This window comes from Ligilactobacillus agilis (genome assembly GCF_025311475.1).
Classification (GTDB): domain Bacteria; phylum Bacillota; class Bacilli; order Lactobacillales; family Lactobacillaceae; genus Ligilactobacillus; species Ligilactobacillus agilis.
Genome location: NZ_CP104397.1, coordinates 1,085,025 through 1,104,977, shown reverse-complemented (window position 1 = coordinate 1,104,977; position 19,953 = coordinate 1,085,025). Strand labels below are relative to the sequence as shown.

The following is a 19,953-nucleotide window of genomic DNA, read 5'->3' as shown; positions in this document are numbered from 1 at the left end:
TTACTTAAAACGTTAATTACCAGCGATTTTTTTGTTTTGAGTCGTTGGGGCAGTCTCTTATTTATCCAAATAATTTCTTTTTGGTTACCCGGTAGGTAAAGCCTTCACCAGTTACTTCGGCCACATCCATAATTGAAATAAAGGCCCGTTTGTCATAGCGGGCGATAATCCGTTTAACGGTGATAATTTCTCCCGGACTGACAACGCAATAAATTGCCCGCCCAGCTTCCCTAGAATAACCACCTTCAATGTCAAGGTAGGTTACCCCGCGGTCCATTTCTTTCATAATGTCTTGGGCAATCGCTTCGTTAAACTGGGAGATGATAATCATTCCCCGGGCCGCGTAGGCACCTTCAAGGGTAAAGTTAACGACCCGTGAAAAGACATAAGATGCCAGCAAAGTATACATCATTTTGCGGGTGTCGATATAAGAAAGAGAGGCCACTAAAACCAAGGTATCAACGGCCAGAAGGGACTTACCCATGGCTATCCCGCGCTCCTTTTCAAAAATACGGGCAACGACGTCAGAACCCCCGGTGGTGCCGTTAAAGCGGTAAACAATCCCAGAGCCAAGGCCCCCGATAAGCCCAGCTAAAATCCCAGCAATAAACATGTCGTGGTGAATATTTAGCTGAAAATCAAGTCGTTGCCAGACCCAAATCCAGGCTGAGAGAATGCCGGTACCATAAATGGTATAAATGAGCGCTCGTTTACCAAGGTAGCGCCAACCAATTAAAATCAGAGGGATGTTGAGTGCTAGCGTAGTATAAGCAGGGTCAATGTGTAACCAGTAGCGGACGATTAAGGTAATCCCGGTCACTCCACCTTCTGCCAGGCTGTTGGCCATATTAACTTTGACAAAGCCAAGTGCATACAAACCACAGCCAATTGTAATCATTAAAAGGTCTAAGAAGCTAATTTTTTCTTTTTCATCACTTGCGACCATTAAAACTCACCTCAATTTATTAAGTTTTCTAGTCCATCATAGCATTTTTAAAGGCTGAAAAACGAAAAAGCTACTCAATTCTCATTATTTTCTCAAAGCTTAGTTATGTGTTAGAATAAGATTAATATATTGGTAAATAAAATTGTAAAGGAATGATTTTGCTCATGGTGAAAGTATTAGTTGCCGGCTTTAAGGGTCGGATGGGTAATACCACAGTTCAAATGGTCTTAGAACACGAAGGATTTGACTTAGTGGGTGTCTTTGACCCAATGGCAAGTGAAAAGAACTTAAACGAAAATCCAGCTTATAGTCAAACGGATGTCCCAGTGTTTACAAACTTAGCCGACATTAAGACGGACGCTGAAGTTTGGATTGACTTTACCCGCCCAACTTCTGTTTTTGAGAATACCAAGTTTGCCTTAGAACATGGTATTTCGCCAGTGATTGGGACTACAGGGATGACTGATGATCAAGTTAAGGAATTACAAGCCCTAGCCAAAGAAAAGCAAGTAGGGGGCTTGATTGCACCTAACTTTGGGATTTCAGCAGTCTTGTTAATGCAATTTGCTAAGCAAGCTGCTAAGTACCTCCCTGACGTTGAAATTATTGAAATGCACCATGATAATAAATTAGATGCTCCGTCAGGGACTGCTTTAAATACGGCTAAAATGATTGCCGAAGTTCGTAAGGAACATTACCAAGGTAACCCAGATGAAAAAGAAACATTACCAGGTGCACGGGGAGCAAACTACGAAGGAATGCGCATCCACGCCGTACGCTTACCTGGATACGTAGCACATGAACAAGTTCTCTTCGGGGGTAAGGGAGAAGCCCTCACAATTCGCCAAGATTCATTTGACCGGATTTCCTTTATGTCTGGTGTGGCCGTAGCTACGGAAAAAATCCGTAACTACTCCGAATTAATGGTTGGATTGGAAAACATTCTGTGAGAGTAACTAATCTACCGCAAGCCTTTAAACGAGCTTTGCCCATCTTGGAAAAAATCCAGGCAGCTGGTTTTGAGGCTTATTTTGTTGGCGGCAGCGTTCGTGATACCATTTTAAATCTCCCTATTCATGATGTGGATATCGCAACCAGCGCTTACCCAGCAGAAATTAAGGAACTTTTTGCTAAAACAGTCGATACCGGGATTGAACACGGCACGGTAATGGTTATCGACCATGGAATTGGTTACGAAATTACAACCTTTAGGACCGAATCTACCTATCAAGATTTTAGGCGTCCAGATAAAGTTGAATTTGTCCGCTCCTTAAAAGAAGATTTAAAACGGCGGGATTTAACAATCAATGCCTTAGCATTACGGCCAGACGGCGAAGTAATCGACCTATTTAATGGGTTAGCCGACCTTGAGTCAAAAACGATTCGGGCGGTAGGACAAGCTCGCGAACGGTTCCATGAAGACGCCTTGCGGATGATGCGGACGGTTCGCTTTGCCAGTCAGCTAGACTTTGAAATTGAAGCCCAAACTCTAGCTGCTATTAAGGAAAACGCGGCTCTATTAGCAAAAATTGCCCTAGAACGAATTAACGTCGAGTGGGTTAAGTTAATGCTAGGCAAAAATCCTAAGGCGGGGTTAGCGGACTTCATGGCCACCGGGTTGTTTGCTTACTGTCCTCAATTTAAGGAACACCAAGCCCAGTTAGAAAGCCTGCTAACCATTGAAAATTTACACCTTGATAATGAAGCCGAGGTTTGGACCTTATTAGCCGCTTGCTTTGACTATCATCCTGAACAAGGAGGACAGCTGGTCCATGCTTGGAAGGGCTCAAATGAACTCAAGGTCCAAGTAACCAAGGCTTTGCGTGCGCTAGAAGCCATGAAAGCCGGAGACTTGAGTCCTAAGCTGCAATACCTAACCGGTTCAGAAATGTTGGCTGTAGCTTGTCGGGTGGCACGCTTATTAGGCTTGGCCGATTATAGCAGTATGGCAGTACTATTAGCCTACGAGGGCTTACCTATCCACAGTCGGGCTGAGCTAGCTGTTAATGGCAAGGATTTAATCACGCTGCTTAATTTAAAGCCAGGTCCAATTTTAGGACAGTTATTAGACCAGATTGAAGAGGCCGTTTTAAACCGCCAAGTAAAAAATGATAAACTCGCTTTACTAGAGTACGGGCGTAGTCAATTAGAAGAGTGAGGTTAACTAGAGTAAATGCAGACATTACGTGTTGAAGGGCTTACCAAAACATATGGTGAAAAGACCCTATTTGAAGATTTAAATTTCATAATCAATGAACATGACCGGCTTGGGTTAATCGGGACTAACGGTTCAGGAAAGACAACATTATTGAACGCGTTAACCGAGGTGGATCCGGCCGATAAGGGGGCGTTGATTAAGCCCAATGATTACCGGATTGGTTACTTAATGCAACAACCTAAGTTAGACGACGAAAAAACCATCATGGAAGCAATTTATGACGGGGCAGGTCCAGTCTTTAAAACCATCCGTCATTACGAAGAAGTTCTGACTGCTTATAGTGCTAACCCAACGGATGAAAAGTTACAGGCCCGGTTTGATGAAGCAGAACGGCTAATGACTAAAGAGGACGCTTGGAATGTTGAAAGCGAAGTCAGCACCATTTTAACCCAGTTGCATATTAAGGACATGGATCAAAAAGTAGCCACCCTTTCTGGGGGGCAAAGAAAGCGGGTAGGGTTAGCCCAAGTTTTGATTCAAGCACCTGATTTACTGATTTTAGACGAGCCAACTAACCACCTTGACTTTGATTCTATCGCCTGGTTAGAGGAATACCTGGCTAGTTATAAGGGCGCCTTGCTAGTTGTTACTCACGACCGCTATTTCTTAGACCAAGTGGCTACTAAAATCATGGAATTATCTTTTGGTAAATTATATGAGTACACCGGTAACTATGAAGCCTTTGTTAGCCAAAAAGCCGAGCGCGTAGAGCGGGAAATCACGGCTGAGCACAAGCAACAACAGCTCTATAAAAAAGAATTAGCCTGGATGCGGACTGGGGCTAAAGCTAGAACTACTAAGCAACAGGCAAGAATTAATCGCTTTAATGAATTAAAGGACAATCTAAACACCCTCCAAGTCGACGCCGACGTTGATATTAACCTAGGTCAACAACGGCTGGGTAAAAAGGTCCTAGAGGTTAAGGACGGTAGCCTAACATTAGGTGACCACAAGATTATTCAAGACTTTAACCTTTTAATTCAAGCCGGGCAAAGAATCGGGATTACTGGGGTCAATGGCGCTGGTAAGTCAAGTTTTCTAAACGCCTTAGCCGGTGATTTACCCCTTGATTCTGGCCAGGTAATCCAGGGTGAAACCGTGAAAATGGCTTACTACCGCCAACAAACTGAGGATATTCCAGATGATAAGCGGGTCATTAACTACTTAAATGAAGTGGGCCAAAGCGTCGTTAATAAGGATGGCGAACGAATCTCAACAACGAGCCTCCTAGAGCAATTTCTCTTCCCTCGGTTTATGCACGGGACTTTAATTAGGAAGTTGTCTGGGGGAGAAAAGCGTCGGTTGTACCTACTTAAACTTTTAATGGAACAACCTAACGTTTTACTATTGGATGAACCAACCAATGATTTAGATATTGGTACCTTGACAGTCTTAGAAGACTACCTAGATAAATTCAACGGGACCGTAATTACTGTTTCCCACGACCGTTACTTCTTAGACAAGGTAGCTGACCGGCTGTTAATCTTTGAAGGGGCTGCTAAAATCGACCACTACCGGGGCCGGTTTACTGATTACCTAGCGCAAACAAATGAGAAGCAAAGTCAGGCCCAAAAGAAAAAGGCTAAGACCGCGCCCACCAAGGCTCCTAGTGCCAACCAAAGCAAGGTCAAAACTAAGTTGACCTACGCAGAACAAATGGAATATGACCAACTAGAAGAGCAAATCGATAAACTAGAGTCTAAAAAGGCTCAATTAGAAGCCGAAATGGGGCAGGTACCCGGAACCGATTATGGACGGTTAGGGGAGCTCCAAGGCCAAATCGACCAGCTTGATGAAGAAATTTTAAGCAAGATGGACCGTTGGGATGAACTTAGCCAGTACGTTGACTAGAAAGGACTAAAAAATGACTGTTGTAGAGCAACCTTACTTGCAATTAATTCGTGATATCTTAGAAAAAGGGCACGAAAAAACTGACCGCACTGGAACAGGGACTAAGAGTCTCTTTGGCTACCAAATGCGCTTTGATTTAAGTCAGGGTTTTCCCTTACTAACCACCAAAAGGGTACCTTTTGGTTTGATCAAGAGTGAATTACTGTGGTTTTTGAGAGGAGACACTAACATCCAATACCTCCTAAAACATAAAAACCATATTTGGGACGAATGGGCCTTTAAAAACTGGGTTCAAAGTAGCGACTACCAGGGGCCGGATATGACAGATTTTGGCCTCAGAGCTCAAGCAGATCCTGCTTTTAATGAGGTCTACCAGGCGCAAAAACAAGCTTTCTGCGCCCGGATTGTCAATGATGACGAGTTTGCCGCTAAGTTTGGTAATTTAGGCGACGTTTACGGAGCCCAGTGGCGTCACTGGCAACCCCGCCAGGGCGAAACCATCGACCAAATCCAGAACGTAATCGAAGCCATTCAGAAAACCCCAGATTCTAGACGGTTAATTGTCTCCGCTTGGAATCCAGAGGACGTCCCAACTAGTGCGCTACCACCTTGCCACACCCTCTTCCAATTTTATGTTACTGACAATAAGCTAAGTTGTCAGCTTTACCAACGAAGCGGGGATGTCTTTTTAGGGGTGCCGTTTAACATTGCTAGTTATGCCTTGTTAACGAGCCTAATTGCCCGCCAAACCGGATTAGAAGTTGGCGAATTCGTTCATACCTTAGGTGATGCTCATATCTATAAGAACCACTTTAACCAGGTCGAAGAGCAACTAAAACGGACCCCATTTGATGCGCCGAGCCTATGGCTAAATCCGGCTAAAAAAGACATTATGGACTTTGAAATGAGTGACATTAAAGTGTTAGATTACCAAAGCGGTCCGGCTATCAAAGCGCCTGTGGCTGTTTAGTTAGGAGGAGTTAGATGTTAGCGTACATTTGGGCAGAAGATCAAGTGGGGCATATTGGTAACGAGGGTAAACTCCCTTGGAATTTACCTGCCGATTTGGCTTACTTTAAAAAACAAACTATGGGCCACCCCATGTTAATGGGCCGCAAGACCTTTGACAGTTTCCCGGGGTTATTACCTCATCGCTTGCACTTAGTTTTAACTCGCAGTGCCGCCCTCAAAAAGCAAGCAGCAACGACTGAAAACCTAACTGTATTTAACTCAGTCGAAGAAATGTTAACTTGGCTAACAAAACATCAAGCTGAGGAAGTCTTTGTGATTGGCGGGGCTAGTCTCTTTGAGTTATTAAAAGACCAGGTAGATATTTTATATCAAACTAAGATTGACGCCGTGTTTGCTGGGGACGTTACCTTCCCTGAGATAGATTACCAAAAATTTGACTTAATCTCGGTAACCCCTGGTCAAGTTGATGAAAGAAATAAATATCCTTACGAATTCCGGGTTTATAAGCGTAAAGAAAATTAATTTAAAAGGATAATATGCACCAAAAATTTTAGTGATTATCGGTAATTTCCGGTAATCACTTTTTGTTAGGACAAAATATTGGTCTTTTCATCCTTAAAGTTGTATTATAAAAACGTAAGTTCGCCAATTGATAAACTAGGCATTTTTACGTCGATGCGTTAAAATAAAGGGAACTAACCTAGTAAATTCATGAGAGGGAATATGTATGTCGAAAGTAAAAGAAGGACTAATCTTCTTAGGCGTTGTGCTAGTATTGGTTGGGGCATTTTTTTCTATTATGAGGCTAACCAGTAGCAAGACTCATCAAGAAGTCAGCCCGACTGTAAGTAAGAAGCAAGCCCAGGTTAAAGCTAAGAAAGTTTCTAACATTTCACTGTATGCGCTGGGGGATTCTTTAACCCATGGCGTTGGCGATACGAGTAACCGTGGTGGCTATGTTTACTTGGTTAAGCAAAAGCTTGAACACCAAAACCAAGTCAAGGTGACTAGCCATAACTACGGTAAAACCGGCGACAGGAGTGACCAAATTCAAGCGCGCCTAGAAAAGTCAAAGCAGATGCAAGCTGAATTGAAGCAGGCGGATGTCATCACCCTAACCGTTGGCGGTAACGATATGATGAAAGTTTTACAGGACAACTTCCTATTACTGGCTAACAATAAGTTAGCGGGAGCGATGCCTAAGGCTAAGGAGGACTACCGCTTAAAACTCACCTCCTTATTTAAAACGATTAGACACTATAATGAAGATGCGCCTATCTTTTTGATTAGTATCTATAATCCGTTTTACGTTTACTTTCCAACCTTAACCGACTTGCAAAAATACACAAACCAGTGGAATGGCTTGGCAAAGCAAGTGGCTAAGCGAGATGGGAATACTTACTTTGTGGATGTAAACCAGCAGTTATCAGAGGGACAATACTTAGGTCAAAATAAAAAGCAGCTGATTAAAGAAAGCAAGCTTAACTTAAGTTCGGTTTCGTCTACTAAGTTAGAGGATATTTTAAGTGACCAAAAAGAAAAAAATAACTACCTGTCTGATGCCGACCATTTCCATCCTAATGATAAGGGGTATCGCTATATGACTAAAGAGTTATACCAAGTAATGATGGCACATAAAGATAAGTGGTTAAAGGAGGACAAATAAGGTGGCTGAAAAAAGAGCGCAGGCTAAGCAAATCAACTACTGGAAGTGGGCCTTTGCAATTTTACTAGCCCTAGTAATTGCGACGGTTCTATTTATCGGACACAAGCTGACTACTCCGAGCGTTGACCAAACCCGGATTAGCCAACAAACTAAGAAAGTAGATAAGAACGTTGACTTAGATGTGTCTATGAATAAACAACAGCTAAGCGCAATGATTAATTACTACTTGCGTAAAAGTCAAAAGAAAAGCAAGATTAAATATCGCTTTATTTTAGATAAGTCAGCGATTTTGATGGGAACGACTAAGGTCTTAGGCAGCAACGTGTCCTTCACCTTGTACGCTAAACCTAGTTTAGATGCGAAGGGCAACATTGTTTTAGATGCTAAGTCCGTCAGTGTGGGTTCTTTGAATGTCCCTGCTAACTTTGTCTTACGGTATGTAAAAAATAATTATGATTTAGGTAAATTTGCGACGATTGATTATAAAAAGAGTAGAATTATCTTAAATCTTGCCCAGGTTTCGGCCAAGCAGGGAATCAAGGTTAACGGGCAAAAATTTGACTTGAAGCAAAACGAATTCTTGTTTAACGTTGCCTTGCCATTAAAATAAGAGAGGATGATGTTTGTGCGCCAAAGCTTTTACCGCTATTTGATGACCTTAAGAAATCCCAATAGTCAAGACGAGCTCGCTCAGTTTGCCAATAATGCCTTTTATGACCAAGCTTTTCCTAAGCAAGCTAGCGATTATGACGAGGTCTCACAATACTTAGAATTAAATGGCTCTTACCTTCCTAGTATGACAATTTTTGATCAGGCTTGGGAAGCTTATTTAGAAAAAATGGCCTAAGAAAGAAGGAATTTTAGGTGGCAAAAGAAAGTAAACCTAAAAAGCAAGCAAAAAAAGTTAGTCTGTGGACTTTAATTTTAACGGGCGTTATTAGTTTGTTAATCGGGGCTGGGGGAACCTATGCCTTCATGTATAGAACCGTTAGGGATGCGCAAACGGTCAACACCTCGATGGCGAAAATCCAAGCTGTTTATCAAACCCTGTATTACAACTACTATCGTAAAGTTGATGCTACTAAGTTAGAAAAGGGAGCGATTGACGGGATGCTTAAAGCCTTAAATGATCCGTTCTCTGAGTACATGACCAAATCCGAAGCTAATAGTTTGAATAACACCATTTCTGGTAGTTTTGTTGGAATTGGAATCGAGGTACAAAAGGATGGTGACTATATCAAGGTTATCGCGCCAATCAGTAAGACCCCGGCAGCTAAGGCAGGTTTAAAGGCTAAAGACGTTATTACCGCAATCGATGGTAAATCCATCAAGGGCTTAGCACTAGAAAAGGTTATTGCCAAGATTCGGGGAAAGAAGGGGACAAGTGTTACCCTAACCGTTAAACGCGGCCAAACTAGTTTTACTAAGACGGTTAAGCGGGCAAGCATCCCTGTTGCAACAGTTTATGGTAACCTTGATGCTAAGGATAAGACCGTGGGGTATCTACGGGTGACAACTTTCTCAACCAACACTGCTAAAGAATTTAAGCAAGAAGTCAAGCGGTTGCGCCAAAAAGGGGCCAAGTCATTTATCATCGATGTGCGCGATAACCCAGGTGGGTTAATGACAACGGCCTTACAAATGGCATCTATGTTTGTTAAAAACGGGAAAAATATTATGCAGGTTCAAGGGCGCGATGGTCAGGTTGAAGTTTATAAGTCCAGCAAAGACTATAGCAAGGGCTTTAAGATTACTGAACCGACTGTGGTCTTAGTTAACGGCGGGTCTGCTTCCGCTTCAGAAATCTTCGCTTCCGCTTTGAATGAATCAGCTAATATTAAATTAGTGGGAACAACCACTTACGGTAAGGGAACTGTGCAAACCACCCAAGAATTTAAGGATGGAACGGAACTTAAATTAACGATTGATAAGTGGCTTACTGCCAATGGTAAGTGGATCAATAAGACTGGCATTAAGCCAACGATTAAGGCTGATTACCCGGCAGTTGCAAGTCTAGCCGCCATCAATACTAAGAAAACCTACCAAGAAGGCCAGGTTTCTAACCAAATTAAGAGCCTGCAAAAAATGCTGGCTTATCTAGGTTACTTCAAGGGCCAAGCTAATGGTTACTACGGAGCAGATACCAAGGAAGCAGTTACTAACTTCCAAAGTGCTAATGGGTTGGCTACTAGTGGTCAAGCTGATAAGCAAACGGTAGTCAAGCTTGAAACCCAAGTTGCTACGAAAGTTACTGAACATGATAATGCCTATGAAGCCGGCCTTAAGGCACTGGGTGAATAAAAAAACAACTAAAGTAACATCATCGTTGGTTACGTTTTATGGCGTAATTGACGGTGATGTTTTTATTTGGACAAACAAGAAGCACTTGAAGCTTACGAACGTACCATGACTGTAGCTTAGACCAAAAATTAAATCTGACCCTCCGCGGGCCCCAGTTAAAGCCGAAATACTTTAACTGGGGCTTGTTTACATTTACCTCACGTTAAAAATGGTCTAAAATGAAAGAGATTGGAAATTTTATTTCAGAAAGGACTGTTTTTTCATGACAACAATCCAATGGTTCCCAGGGCACATGGCTAAGGCCCTCAGACAAGTTAAAGAAAATTTGAAATTAGTTGATATCGTCCTTGAGTTGGTGGATGCACGTTTACCGGAATCCTCGCGTAACCCCCAATTAAAGGAATTGTTGGCTAATAAACCTAGTATTTTAGTGTTAACTAAAATGGATTTAGCCGACCCTAAGCAAACTACTGGCTGGCTTAAGTATTACGAAGAAATGGGGCAGCCCGCGGTTGCTGTAAATAGCACCCAGGGTAGCTTGAAAGTTATTGAAAAAAAGATTAAGGAGGTTTTAGCGGATAAATTAGCGGCCAAGGAAGCTAAGGGGATTATGAACCAACGAATCCGGGTAATGTGCATTGGCATCCCTAATGTTGGTAAATCAACCCTGTTAAACCACTTAGTAAAGAAAAACGTGGCTCAAGTTGGTAATAAACCAGGGGTAACCAAGTCGCAACAGTGGCTAAAGGCCGGAAGCAGCCTGCAATTACTGGACACCCCAGGGATTTTATGGCCTAAATTTGAAGACCCACTGGTTGGTAAAAAATTAGCTTTAACGGGGGCAATTAAGGACACCCTTTATAATAAAGATGACGTGGCCTTATATGCTTTGGAACATTTTAATGATACTAACCCCCAAGCCTTGATGGAGCGTTACAAGTTAACGCAAGCTAACTTAGACGATACCACAGTTGAATTGCTTTTGGAGCTGACACGGAAGATGGGCTTTAAGGATGACTACGACCGTGCTAGCGAACGGTTGATTTTTGAAATTAGGCGGGGCAAGCTGGGAAGATATACGCTTGATTTTGTTCCGGTTAGTGCCGCGGAGGTTAAAAATGACTGAAAAACTAACCATTAAAGCAATTAAGGACCGCCTAGCAAGTGCGGATTTAACCGCAGCTGAGCTAGCTAGCTTTCGTCAAGATGAGCGTAAAGGGGTTATTAGTGCGGTCAACAGCTACGATAAGAAGCAAGCCCGCCTAGCGCAAAAGCAACTTGAATTTGAAAAACGGTTGGAAATCGAACGCTCTTTTTGGAGACAAGGTATCGCTTACATTGCTGGGATTGATGAAGTTGGCCGGGGCCCATTAGCAGGTCCGGTAGTCTCAGCGGCCGTAATCTTACCAACTGATTTTGCCTTAAGCGAAGTTAACGATTCTAAGCAACTGAGTCCTAAAAAGCGGGAAGAACTTTATGGTAAAATTCTTGAGCAAGCCCTAGCAGTGGGAATAGGGGTGGCTTCTAATAAGGTAATTGATGAAGTTAACATTTACCAAGCCAGTCGTTTGGCTATGAAGGAAGCGGTGGCTAACTTACAAATTCAACCCCAACAGCTAATTATTGACGCAATGACGATTGATAGTACCATCCCCCAGTTAAAGTTAATCAAGGCTGATGCTAAATCCGCTTCGGTGGCCGCTGCTAGTATCGTAGCTAAGGTTTACCGTGACCACCTAATGCAATTTTATGAGCGGGTTTATCCTGGCTATGGTTTTGTCCAAAACGATGGTTACGGAACAAAACAGCATTTAGCTGGCCTGGCCAAGTTAGGTCCTAGCCCCATTCACCGCCATAGTTTTGAACCAGTAAAAAAAGCCTTACAAAAATAAATTAATTCCTCCTATTTTTGCGTATCTTAATATAGGGACAGCAAAAATTAGGAGGTTTTTTTATGGACTTACGAACATTTTTAATGCTACTCCATCTGTGTGAAGGGATTGGCAATGCCAACGAGTTGCGGGTTGCCGCCTTCTTACGTATCTATCAGCGGCTGCCGACTAAAAATGAGTTAACTCAAGTCTTGAAGCTTACACCCGCAAAAAGTCACAAGCTGATAGCACAGCTAGAGTGCGCAGAGTTAGTTGAGCAATTACGGGCTAACTTACAGGTCTGTCAGGTTGTAACCATCCTCGACGAAGACTATCCCCTTAAGTTAAGGGAGAGTTTTCGCCCCCCAACCGTCTTATTTTATCAAGGTAAGCTCGCCTTATTAAAAAAACCTTGCTTGGCAATTGTTGGTGCTAGGCAAGCAGATGCATACGCACTAGAAGCATTAACGAAGCTCTTAAAACCTGTCTTGGATAAGGGAATTGTTACTATCAGTGGCCTGGCTAAGGGGGTGGATGCCTTGTGTCACCAACTAACCTTAGCTGCTAATCAAGCTACCATTGGTGTAATTGGTACGGGGCTAGATAGTGCTTACCCTAGGCAAAATCGTAATTTGCAAACTAAGGTTGCCAAAACGGGGCTCTTATTAAGTGAATACCCCCTTGGCGCCCCACCACTGCGCCATCATTTTCCTGAACGCAACCGGATCATTGCGGGGTTATGTGACAGCATCTTGGTCGTAGAGGCCCGGCATCATAGTGGGAGTTTAATTACGGCCAACCTAGCCTTACAAAATAACCGCAATGTCCTCGCCGTGCCGGGAAAGATTACAAGCGACATTAGCTGTGGGTGTAACGAACTAATTGCGGCGGGAGCTAAGTTAGTCAGTCAGCCTGACGATATTCTTGCCGAATTTGCTAATCAATTAATATAATAGTAGAAAAAATTTTTAGTTAGCTAAGCTTGAGTAAAAAAACCAGTCTTGAAAAGCTTTCATTTTGATTTTCAGATAGTTGAAAGTATTAAATTTCCCCAAACGAAAAGTAGTCTGACTTGACAAAGAGCATTCTTATGCAATACGATAAAATGGATTTTTGAGTAAGAAGTCTTACTTACGAAGGAGGGGTTGGCTGAATGCCTACTCAAAGTGCTACTAAAGCGACAAAAACAAAGAAGAAAACAAGTAAACGTAAAGTAAAGAAAAATTTAGTGATTGTGGAATCACCATCTAAAGCTAAAACGATTGGCAAGTACCTTGGTTCACGTTATAAGGTGATGGCCAGTGTCGGTCATATTCGGGATTTACCTAAGAGTACGATGGGGATTGACATTGAAAATAACTACGAACCCCATTATATTTCCATTCGGGGTAAGGGCCCGGTTATCAAGGAATTACGCAAGGAAGCTAAAAAAGCAGCTCATGTCTACTTAGCATCTGACCCGGACCGGGAAGGAGAAGCGATTGCTTGGCATTTATCCCACTTACTGGACCTAGATCCTCAGGACAAGAATCGGGTTGCCTTTAATGAAATTACGAAGGAGACGGTCAAAAATGCCTTTAAAACTCCGCGGGCAATCGATATGGATAAGGTTGATGCCCAACAAGCACGGCGGGTCTTAGACCGGTTAGTCGGTTATTCAATCAGCCCTTTGCTATGGTCTAAGGTTAAAAAGGGCTTATCCGCTGGCCGGGTTCAGTCAATTGCGCTTAATTTGATTATTAAACGCCAAGAAGAAATCAAGAACTTTAAACCGGAAGAGTATTGGACGATTGACGCCGAATTTAGTAAGGATAAGAAGCAATTTGCGGCTAGTTTTTATGGGTTAGCGGGGAAGAAAAAAGAGTTAGGAAATAACGACGACGTAAAAGAAATCCTCGCACCACTTGATAAAAACCAACCATTTACCGTAACGGCGGTTAAAAAGAGCGAACGGCTACGTAAACCCAACCAGCCCTTTACGACGTCAACGATGCAACAAACTGCCAATAACGTCTTGAAATTTAAGACCTCTAAGACTATGATGTTAGCTCAACAACTCTACGAAGGAATTAGTCTAGGCAAGGGGGGCGCCGTTGGGTTAATCACTTATATGCGGACGGACTCAACCCGTATTTCCGACCAAGCTAAGCACCAAGCGGCTAGCTTCATTCACGATACTTATGGTGAGGAGTACGCAGCCTTAAAACCCCAAGCGGTTAAACTCAGCGAAGGAGCCCAGGATGCCCACGAAGCGATTCGGCCAACATCTGTACTAAGAACGCCGGCAGAATTAGAACCTTATTTAACTAAGGACCAGTTAAAACTTTACAGTTTGATTTGGTCACGGTTTGTGGCTTCCCTAATGACTCCGGCAGTAATCGATACTGTCCGCGTCGATATTGAACAAAATGGCCGGACTTACCGGGCTAATGGTTCGCAGATGAAGTTTCCTGGTTTTACCAAGGTTTACCAAGAGTCTAAACGCAAGGATAACCTCTTACCCGCTTTAGCAGAGGGTGATCAGGTCACACTAGTTGCTAACCAACCTAACCAACACTTTACCCTCCCACCTGCCCAGTATACGGAAGCTAGTTTAATCCGGACCTTGGAAGAAAATGGGGTGGGCCGGCCTTCAACTTACGCCCCAACTTTAAGCGTCATTCAAAAGCGCTATTACGTTAAATTGGTGGCCCGTAAGTTTGAACCAACGGAACTAGGGGAAATTGTCAACCATATTATGGAAGAGTGCTTCCCAGATATTTTAAACGTTGGGTTTACGGCGGAGCTAGAAAACGACCTAGATAGCGTTGAAGAAGGAAAGCGGCAGTGGGTCAAAGTCATTGATGAATTCTACCAGCCGTTCGCTAAGGAAGTCAGTGCTGCTGACGAAAAGTTGGCTAAGGTTAAAATTAAAGACGAACCCGCCGGAATTGACTGTGAAATCTGTGGGGCCCCAATGGTTATTAAGTTAGGCCGCTTTGGTAAATTCTATGCCTGCAGTCGTTTCCCTGATTGCCGGAATACTAAAGCCATCATCAAGGAAATTGGGGTGACTTGTCCGCAATGTAAAGAAGGACAGGTGGTCGAACGAAAATCAAAGAAAAACCGGACTTTTTATGGCTGTTCCCGTTACCCAGACTGTGACTTTGTTTCCTGGGATAAGCCGGTTGGCCGCGACTGTCCTAAGTGTCAACATTACCTAATTAGTAAGAAAACTAAGCAGGGGATGCAAGTTAAATGTAGTAACTGTGACTACGAAGAAGCAATTCAAAAATAGAATGGAGAAATTTTTATGGTAGCGACTGTTAATGTTATCGGAGCCGGGTTAGCCGGTAGTGAGGCCGCGTGGCAAATTGCAAATCGGGGTGTAAAGGTTCGTCTTTACGAAATGCGCCCAGTTAAGCAAACGCCAGCCCACCATACTGAGAATTTTGCGGAGTTAGTGTGTACCAACTCCTTACGGGCAAATCAATTAACCAATGGGGTCGGTTTATTAAAAGAAGAGATGCGGCAGTTAAATTCGGTTGTAATGCAAGCTGCTGACAAGCATAACGTCCCCGCTGGGGGAGCGTTGGCCGTTGATCGTGATTCCTTTTCCAAGGCAATTACCGCGGCAGTTAAGAACCACTCCAACGTTGAAGTAATTACTGAAGAAGTGACTAGCATCCCTAGTGGCTTAACTGTAGTTGCGACAGGTCCGTTGACATCCGACCTTTTAGCAAAGGAAATCGTTAAGTTTACTGGTGATGACGGCTTGTATTTCTATGATGCGGCTGCCCCTATTGTTGCTAAGGACTCGTTAGACATGGATAAAGTTTACCTTAAGTCACGTTATGATAAGGGTGAAGCTGCTTACCTTAACTGCCCGATGACAGAAGCAGAATTCAATGCCTTTCATAAGGAGTTAGTTAACGCTGAAATGGCCGAGTTACACGATTTTGAAGACGAAAAATTCTTCGAAGGTTGCATGCCGATTGAAGAAATGGCTAGTCGGGGGGCAAAGACCATGCTCTTTGGGCCACTAAAACCAGTCGGCTTGGAAGATCCTAAGACAGGCAAAGAACCATTTGCGGTAGTCCAACTACGTCAAGATAACGCCGTAGGGGACTTGTATAACATCGTTGGGTTCCAAACCCACCTCAAGTGGGGAGAACAAAAACGGGTCTTCTCGATGATTCCTGGTTTAGAAAATGCCCGCTTTGTGCGCTACGGGGTAATGCACCGTAATACTTACTTACGGTCGCCTGAAATGATGACGGCAACCTACCAAACCAAGGCACGGTCCGACCTCTTCTTTGCTGGGCAGATGACCGGGGTGGAAGGTTACGTAGAAAGTGCTGCTAGTGGGCTTTATGCCGGAATTAATGCGGCAAGGCTTGCTTTAGGCCAAGAGCCAGTCGTTTTCCCAACGGAAACCATGATGGGGGCTATGGCTCACTATATTACCCATGCAAGCAAGAAGAACTTCCAACCAATTAATGCTAACTTTGGGATTGTACCCCGGCTCAAGCAAAAGATTAGGGACAAGCGCGAACGGAATTTACAGCTCTCGCAAAGAGCTTTGACAGTCTTAGATGCTTTTAAGGCAGAAAAGACACTATAGATTTATTACTAACCGAGTATTGAGGGAGTTTGCCTAGTACTCGGTTTTAATTTTAAAATGAGGTGAAAAACGTGAAAGAAATTGTCACCGGCATTATCGCCAACGTTGATGCGGGTAAAACGACCTTATCAGAAGCGCTACTTTATGAAACCGGGGCACTTAGAAATTTAGGCCGAGTTGATAAGGGGGACGCCCACCTTGACACAGCTAGTTTGGAAAAACAGCGGGGGATTACGATTTTTTCGCACCAGACTAAACTTACGACTGGCAATACCAGCTTAAACTTATTAGATACTCCTGGTCACCTTGATTTTATCGAGGAAACAGAAGCTGTGCTAGCCGTTTTAGACTACGCCATTATGGTTATTGCTGCTCCGGACAAACTTTCGCAACAAACGAAGACCCTGTGGAAATTATTAGCCCACTACCAGGTCCCCACCTTTATTTTCGTCAATAAGATTGATGCAAGCACTGAGAGCCAGGCTAGCATTTTGGCTAGGCTCAAAGCGGAGTTAGCGGAAGGATGCCTTGCTTTTTCGCAGCCAGATTTAGAAGAAATTGCCCTTCAAGATGAGGCAACTTTGAGCCAGTTTTTAGAAACGGGAACTGTATCAGACAGCCAAATTCTTGATTTAATTGCCAAGCGGCAGGTTTTCCCAGTTTACTTTGGAGCCGCCCTCAAACTAAGAGGTATCAAAGACTTCTTAGCCGGCCTAGACCAGTGGACAAAGGTCAACCAAGCCCAAAGCGACCTAAGTTTACGGGTTTTTAAGATAAGCCATGATACCCAAGGCCAACGTTTGACTTGGGTCCGCATGTATGGCGGCAGCCTTCAACCCAAAGATGTTTTATTTGGCGAAAAGCTCAATCAAATTCGGGTCTATGATGGGGCCAAGTTTGAACTGCGCCCCAAATTAACCACCGGGCAAGTCGCTGCGTTAACCGGGTTAACTAAGACCTATCCTGGTCAGGCATTAAGAATTGAGAACACCCAGCCCGTAATGAAGCCGGTTTTGAGCTACCAAGTTGACTTAAAGGGGCATGATATTCACGAGGTATTGCCAGCTCTTAAGCTGCTAGAAGACGAGCATCCCCAAATTCAAGTCAGCTGGTCTAGCCAGTTGCAACGACTGGCTGTGCAAGTGATGGGCGAAATCCAACTTGAGGTTTTACAGGCCTTACTAAAAGAGCGTTTCAACCTAGAAGTGGGCTTTGATCAAGGTTCCATCCTCTATCAAGAGACAATTACCGCCCCAGTTGAAGGGGTAGGGCACTTCGAACCCCTTCGTCACTATGCTGAGGCCCACATTTACTTAGAACCAAACCCTAACGCAGGGCTTAGCTTTGCTAGTGATTGTAGTTTAGAGCTACTCGCAAGTAATTATCAAAGTCAGATTATGACGGCTCTAAAGCAAAAAGAACACAAGGGCGTTTTAATCGGGGCTGCTTTAACCGATGTTAAGCTAACCCTAGTCGGCGGTAAGGCCCACTTAAAGCATACTGAGGGCGGTGATTTTCGCGAAGCCACTAGTAGGGCAGTAAGGCAGGGACTAATGGAGTTAAGACGGCGCGGTAACTGCCAGTTGCTTGAGCCTTGGTATGATTTTGTAATTGAGGTCAACCAGGATTTAATAGGAAAGGTGATGACCGATATTAGCCGCTTAGCTGGGAAGCTAGATTCGACTAAGAGTAAGGGTAATATTTTAGTTGGGAAGGCACCGGTAGCGACTATGCGCTCCTATCCTACCAGCTTACGTTCTCTTAGCCACGGGGAAGGCCTGATTGAACTGAGTTTTGTCGGCTATTACCCTTGCCATAATCAAGCAGAAGTATTAGCGGCAAGTGACTACCAACCAGAAAGTGATGCGGACAACACCCCGCAATCTGTCTTTTGTTCACATGGAGCTGGGCATACTGTTAATTGGCAAGCTGTACCGCAAACCATGCACTGTCCTTATTATCGTTGGCAGGTAGATTAATTTAGTAAGCATTTACTTAAGTCTTGCGTGGGTGCTTGACTATCTTTGACCAATGTAAGAAAATATGTTTTAAGGGGTGATTTACTTGGAAAAAGAGTGGTTAGCAGAATTTAAGAAGTATCTCTTAGTCGAGCGCCAGTATTCGGCTAAGACGGCGCTAGCTTACGAAAAGGATTTACAAAATTTTGTGACCTTTTTAGAAGAAAGTGGGGGGGCGGCATCATTTGCGACTATCTCTAACTTAGACGTCCATGCCTATATGAGCTATTTATACGAACAAAATTATAAAACCAGCTCAATTTCACGACGAATTTCAAGTTTGAGAACCTTTTACCGCTTTTTGATGAAAAATGATTACGCTAGCAATAACCCCTTTGCCTACGTTCAGCTTAAGCGTCGACCCAGAAGCCTGCCCCATTTCTTTTACGAACAGGAAATGAATGCCTTATTTGCAGCCACCCAGGGAGATGAGCCACTAACAGTCAGGGACAACGCCTTACTTGAAACCTTGTATGCCACCGGGATGCGGGTGAGCGAATGTACCGGTTTAACCATGGATGCGATTGATTTTTCCATGGAGGCAATGCTTTTACACGGTAAGGGGTCAAAGGATCGTTACGTTCCCTTTGGCCGTTACTGTAAGCAGGCATTAGAGCGCTATTTTGAGCTCGCTCGTACCCCAATAATGGCCAAGTATCATAAGGACCATCCCTATGTCTTTGTAAATCACTATGGTGATCCGCTAACACCAGCCGGAATAACCTATATTTTAAATAGCATTATTAAAAAAAGCTCGCTTGAAACGACGATTCACCCCCACGAATTAAGGCATACCTTTGCTACCCATTTAATGAGCAATGGTGCCGACTTACGGGCGGTGCAAGAGTTATTGGGGCATAGTAGTTTATCTACGACTCAAATTTACACACACGTGACCCCGGAGCACTTGCAACGGGACTACCGCAAGTTTTTCCCACGAGCTTAGAGGAGGAAATTTATGACAGTTTCATTTCACGCAACAACCATTTGTGCCGTTAGACATAACGGGCACTGTGCCATGGCCGGTGATGGTCAGGTGACAATGGGCGAAAAGGTAATTATGAAAAATACGGCCCACAAGGTTAGACGAATCTATAACGACCAAGTGGTAGTAGGATTTGCAGGTAGTGTGGCTGATGCCTTTAACCTGGAAGAACGGTTTGAAAAGAAATTAAATGAATACAGTGGTAACTTACAACGGGCCGCCGTTGAACTTGCGCAAGAATGGCGCAGTGACCAAGCTTTGCAAAAATTAGAGGCCCTTTTGATTGTGATGGATAAGGACACCATTTTATTGGTATCCGGTTCCGGAGAAGTCATTGAACCAGACGATAATGTCTTAGCCATTGGTTCCGGTGGTAACTACGCCTTAGCCGCTGCCAAGGCGTTAACCAAGCACGCTAGCAACATGTCCGCCATTGAAATTGCCAAAGCCGCCATCAACATTGCCGGTGATATTGACATCTTCACCAACCACAATGTTATTGCCGAAGAATTATAAAGGAGG

General features: G+C 43.6%; 18 protein-coding genes. 17 read left to right on the top strand and 1 reads right to left on the bottom strand.

Annotated features, from left to right (window positions below):
* Positions 1-61: 61 nt before the first annotated feature.
* A complete protein-coding gene (locus tag N4597_RS05475) occupies positions 62-946 on the bottom strand; it encodes a YitT family protein (RefSeq protein WP_260902768.1) in 885 nt (294 codons plus the stop codon).
* 164 nt (positions 947-1,110) lie between these two features.
* Between N4597_RS05475 and dapB the strand changes: the two genes are divergently transcribed.
* The 17 genes from dapB (at position 1,111) to hslV (ending at position 19,947) form a co-directional block, all read left to right on the top strand.
* Positions 1,111-1,896 carry a 4-hydroxy-tetrahydrodipicolinate reductase gene (dapB, locus tag N4597_RS05470; RefSeq protein ID WP_050612220.1) on the top strand — a complete coding sequence of 262 codons (786 nt, stop codon included), beginning with the start codon at positions 1,111-1,113 and terminating at the stop codon, positions 1,894-1,896.
* Positions 1,893-3,104, top strand: a complete 1,212-nt coding sequence (locus N4597_RS05465; protein WP_260902767.1) for a CCA tRNA nucleotidyltransferase — start codon at positions 1,893-1,895, stop codon at positions 3,102-3,104. The genes dapB and N4597_RS05465 overlap by 4 nt, the downstream gene beginning before the upstream one ends.
* Before the next feature lie 15 nt (positions 3,105-3,119).
* Positions 3,120-5,015: an ABC-F family ATP-binding cassette domain-containing protein gene (locus N4597_RS05460; protein WP_260902766.1), complete on the top strand. Its 1,896-nt coding sequence runs from the start codon at positions 3,120-3,122 to the stop codon at positions 5,013-5,015.
* Positions 5,016-5,028: 13 nt separating this feature from the next.
* A complete protein-coding gene (locus N4597_RS05455; RefSeq protein WP_260902764.1) occupies positions 5,029-5,985 on the top strand; it encodes a thymidylate synthase in 957 nt (318 codons plus the stop codon).
* A 14-nt stretch (positions 5,986-5,999) separates the two neighbouring features.
* A complete protein-coding gene (locus N4597_RS05450; RefSeq protein ID WP_260902763.1) occupies positions 6,000-6,509 on the top strand; it encodes a dihydrofolate reductase in 510 nt (169 codons plus the stop codon).
* A gap of 205 nt (positions 6,510-6,714) precedes the next feature.
* A complete protein-coding gene (locus N4597_RS05445) occupies positions 6,715-7,653 on the top strand; it encodes an SGNH/GDSL hydrolase family protein (RefSeq protein WP_260902761.1) in 939 nt (312 codons plus the stop codon).
* Position 7,654: 1 nt separating this feature from the next.
* Positions 7,655-8,263: a YpmS family protein gene (locus N4597_RS05440; protein WP_050612214.1), complete on the top strand. Its 609-nt coding sequence runs from the start codon at positions 7,655-7,657 to the stop codon at positions 8,261-8,263.
* 9 nt (positions 8,264-8,272) lie between these two features.
* Positions 8,273-8,500, top strand: coding sequence for a YozE family protein (locus N4597_RS05435; protein ID WP_050612213.1), 228 nt, complete (start codon positions 8,273-8,275; stop codon positions 8,498-8,500).
* 17 nt (positions 8,501-8,517) lie between these two features.
* The gene (locus N4597_RS05430) at positions 8,518-9,954 is read left to right on the top strand and encodes a S41 family peptidase (protein WP_260902758.1); all 1,437 of its coding nucleotides are present in this window, start codon (positions 8,518-8,520) and stop codon (positions 9,952-9,954) included.
* A gap of 262 nt (positions 9,955-10,216) precedes the next feature.
* Complete coding sequence (gene ylqF, locus N4597_RS05425) at positions 10,217-11,080, top strand: ribosome biogenesis GTPase YlqF (RefSeq protein WP_050612211.1); 864 nt, start codon at positions 10,217-10,219, stop codon at positions 11,078-11,080.
* A complete protein-coding gene (locus N4597_RS05420) occupies positions 11,073-11,846 on the top strand; it encodes a ribonuclease HII (protein WP_089145001.1) in 774 nt (257 codons plus the stop codon). The genes ylqF and N4597_RS05420 overlap by 8 nt, the downstream gene beginning before the upstream one ends.
* A 62-nt stretch (positions 11,847-11,908) precedes the next feature.
* Positions 11,909-12,778 (top strand): DNA-processing protein DprA, encoded by an 870-nt coding sequence (dprA, locus tag N4597_RS05415; protein ID WP_202022390.1) that lies wholly within the window; start codon positions 11,909-11,911, stop codon positions 12,776-12,778.
* Positions 12,779-12,978: 200 nt separating this feature from the next.
* A complete protein-coding gene (topA, locus tag N4597_RS05410; RefSeq protein WP_167588756.1) occupies positions 12,979-15,102 on the top strand; it encodes a type I DNA topoisomerase in 2,124 nt (707 codons plus the stop codon).
* A 15-nt stretch (positions 15,103-15,117) separates the two neighbouring features.
* A complete protein-coding gene (gene trmFO / locus N4597_RS05405) occupies positions 15,118-16,428 on the top strand; it encodes an FADH(2)-oxidizing methylenetetrahydrofolate--tRNA-(uracil(54)-C(5))-methyltransferase TrmFO (protein ID WP_260902746.1) in 1,311 nt (436 codons plus the stop codon).
* Between the two features lie 71 nt (positions 16,429-16,499).
* Entirely contained in the window at positions 16,500-18,407 is a 1,908-nt protein-coding gene (locus tag N4597_RS05400; RefSeq protein WP_202022386.1) for an elongation factor G, read from the top strand.
* Between the two features lie 85 nt (positions 18,408-18,492).
* A complete protein-coding gene (gene xerC / locus N4597_RS05395) occupies positions 18,493-19,392 on the top strand; it encodes a tyrosine recombinase XerC (RefSeq protein ID WP_089145005.1) in 900 nt (299 codons plus the stop codon).
* A gap of 12 nt (positions 19,393-19,404) precedes the next feature.
* Positions 19,405-19,947 (top strand): ATP-dependent protease subunit HslV, encoded by a 543-nt coding sequence (hslV, locus tag N4597_RS05390; protein WP_192944074.1) that lies wholly within the window; start codon positions 19,405-19,407, stop codon positions 19,945-19,947.
* Positions 19,948-19,953: the final 6 nt, after the last annotated feature.

Excerpts from the sequence above, each read along its gene's own strand:
- N4597_RS05475 (WP_260902768.1), bottom strand. The coding sequence starts at position 946 with ATGGTCGCAAGTGATGAAAAAGAAAAAATTAGCTTCTTAGACCTTTTA.
- dapB (WP_050612220.1), top strand. The coding sequence starts at position 1,111 with ATGGTGAAAGTATTAGTTGCCGGCTTTAAGGGTCGGATGGGTAATACC.
- N4597_RS05460 (WP_260902766.1), top strand. The coding sequence starts at position 3,120 with ATGCAGACATTACGTGTTGAAGGGCTTACCAAAACATATGGTGAAAAG.
- N4597_RS05455 (WP_260902764.1), top strand. The coding sequence starts at position 5,029 with ATGACTGTTGTAGAGCAACCTTACTTGCAATTAATTCGTGATATCTTA.
- N4597_RS05450 (WP_260902763.1), top strand. The coding sequence starts at position 6,000 with ATGTTAGCGTACATTTGGGCAGAAGATCAAGTGGGGCATATTGGTAAC.
- N4597_RS05445 (WP_260902761.1), top strand. The coding sequence starts at position 6,715 with ATGTCGAAAGTAAAAGAAGGACTAATCTTCTTAGGCGTTGTGCTAGTA.
- N4597_RS05435 (WP_050612213.1), top strand. The coding sequence starts at position 8,273 with ATGTTTGTGCGCCAAAGCTTTTACCGCTATTTGATGACCTTAAGAAAT.
- ylqF (WP_050612211.1), top strand. The coding sequence starts at position 10,217 with ATGACAACAATCCAATGGTTCCCAGGGCACATGGCTAAGGCCCTCAGA.
- N4597_RS05420 (WP_089145001.1), top strand. The coding sequence starts at position 11,073 with ATGACTGAAAAACTAACCATTAAAGCAATTAAGGACCGCCTAGCAAGT.
- dprA (WP_202022390.1), top strand. The coding sequence starts at position 11,909 with ATGGACTTACGAACATTTTTAATGCTACTCCATCTGTGTGAAGGGATT.
- topA (WP_167588756.1), top strand. The coding sequence starts at position 12,979 with ATGCCTACTCAAAGTGCTACTAAAGCGACAAAAACAAAGAAGAAAACA.
- trmFO (WP_260902746.1), top strand. The coding sequence starts at position 15,118 with ATGGTAGCGACTGTTAATGTTATCGGAGCCGGGTTAGCCGGTAGTGAG.
- hslV (WP_192944074.1), top strand. The coding sequence starts at position 19,405 with ATGACAGTTTCATTTCACGCAACAACCATTTGTGCCGTTAGACATAAC.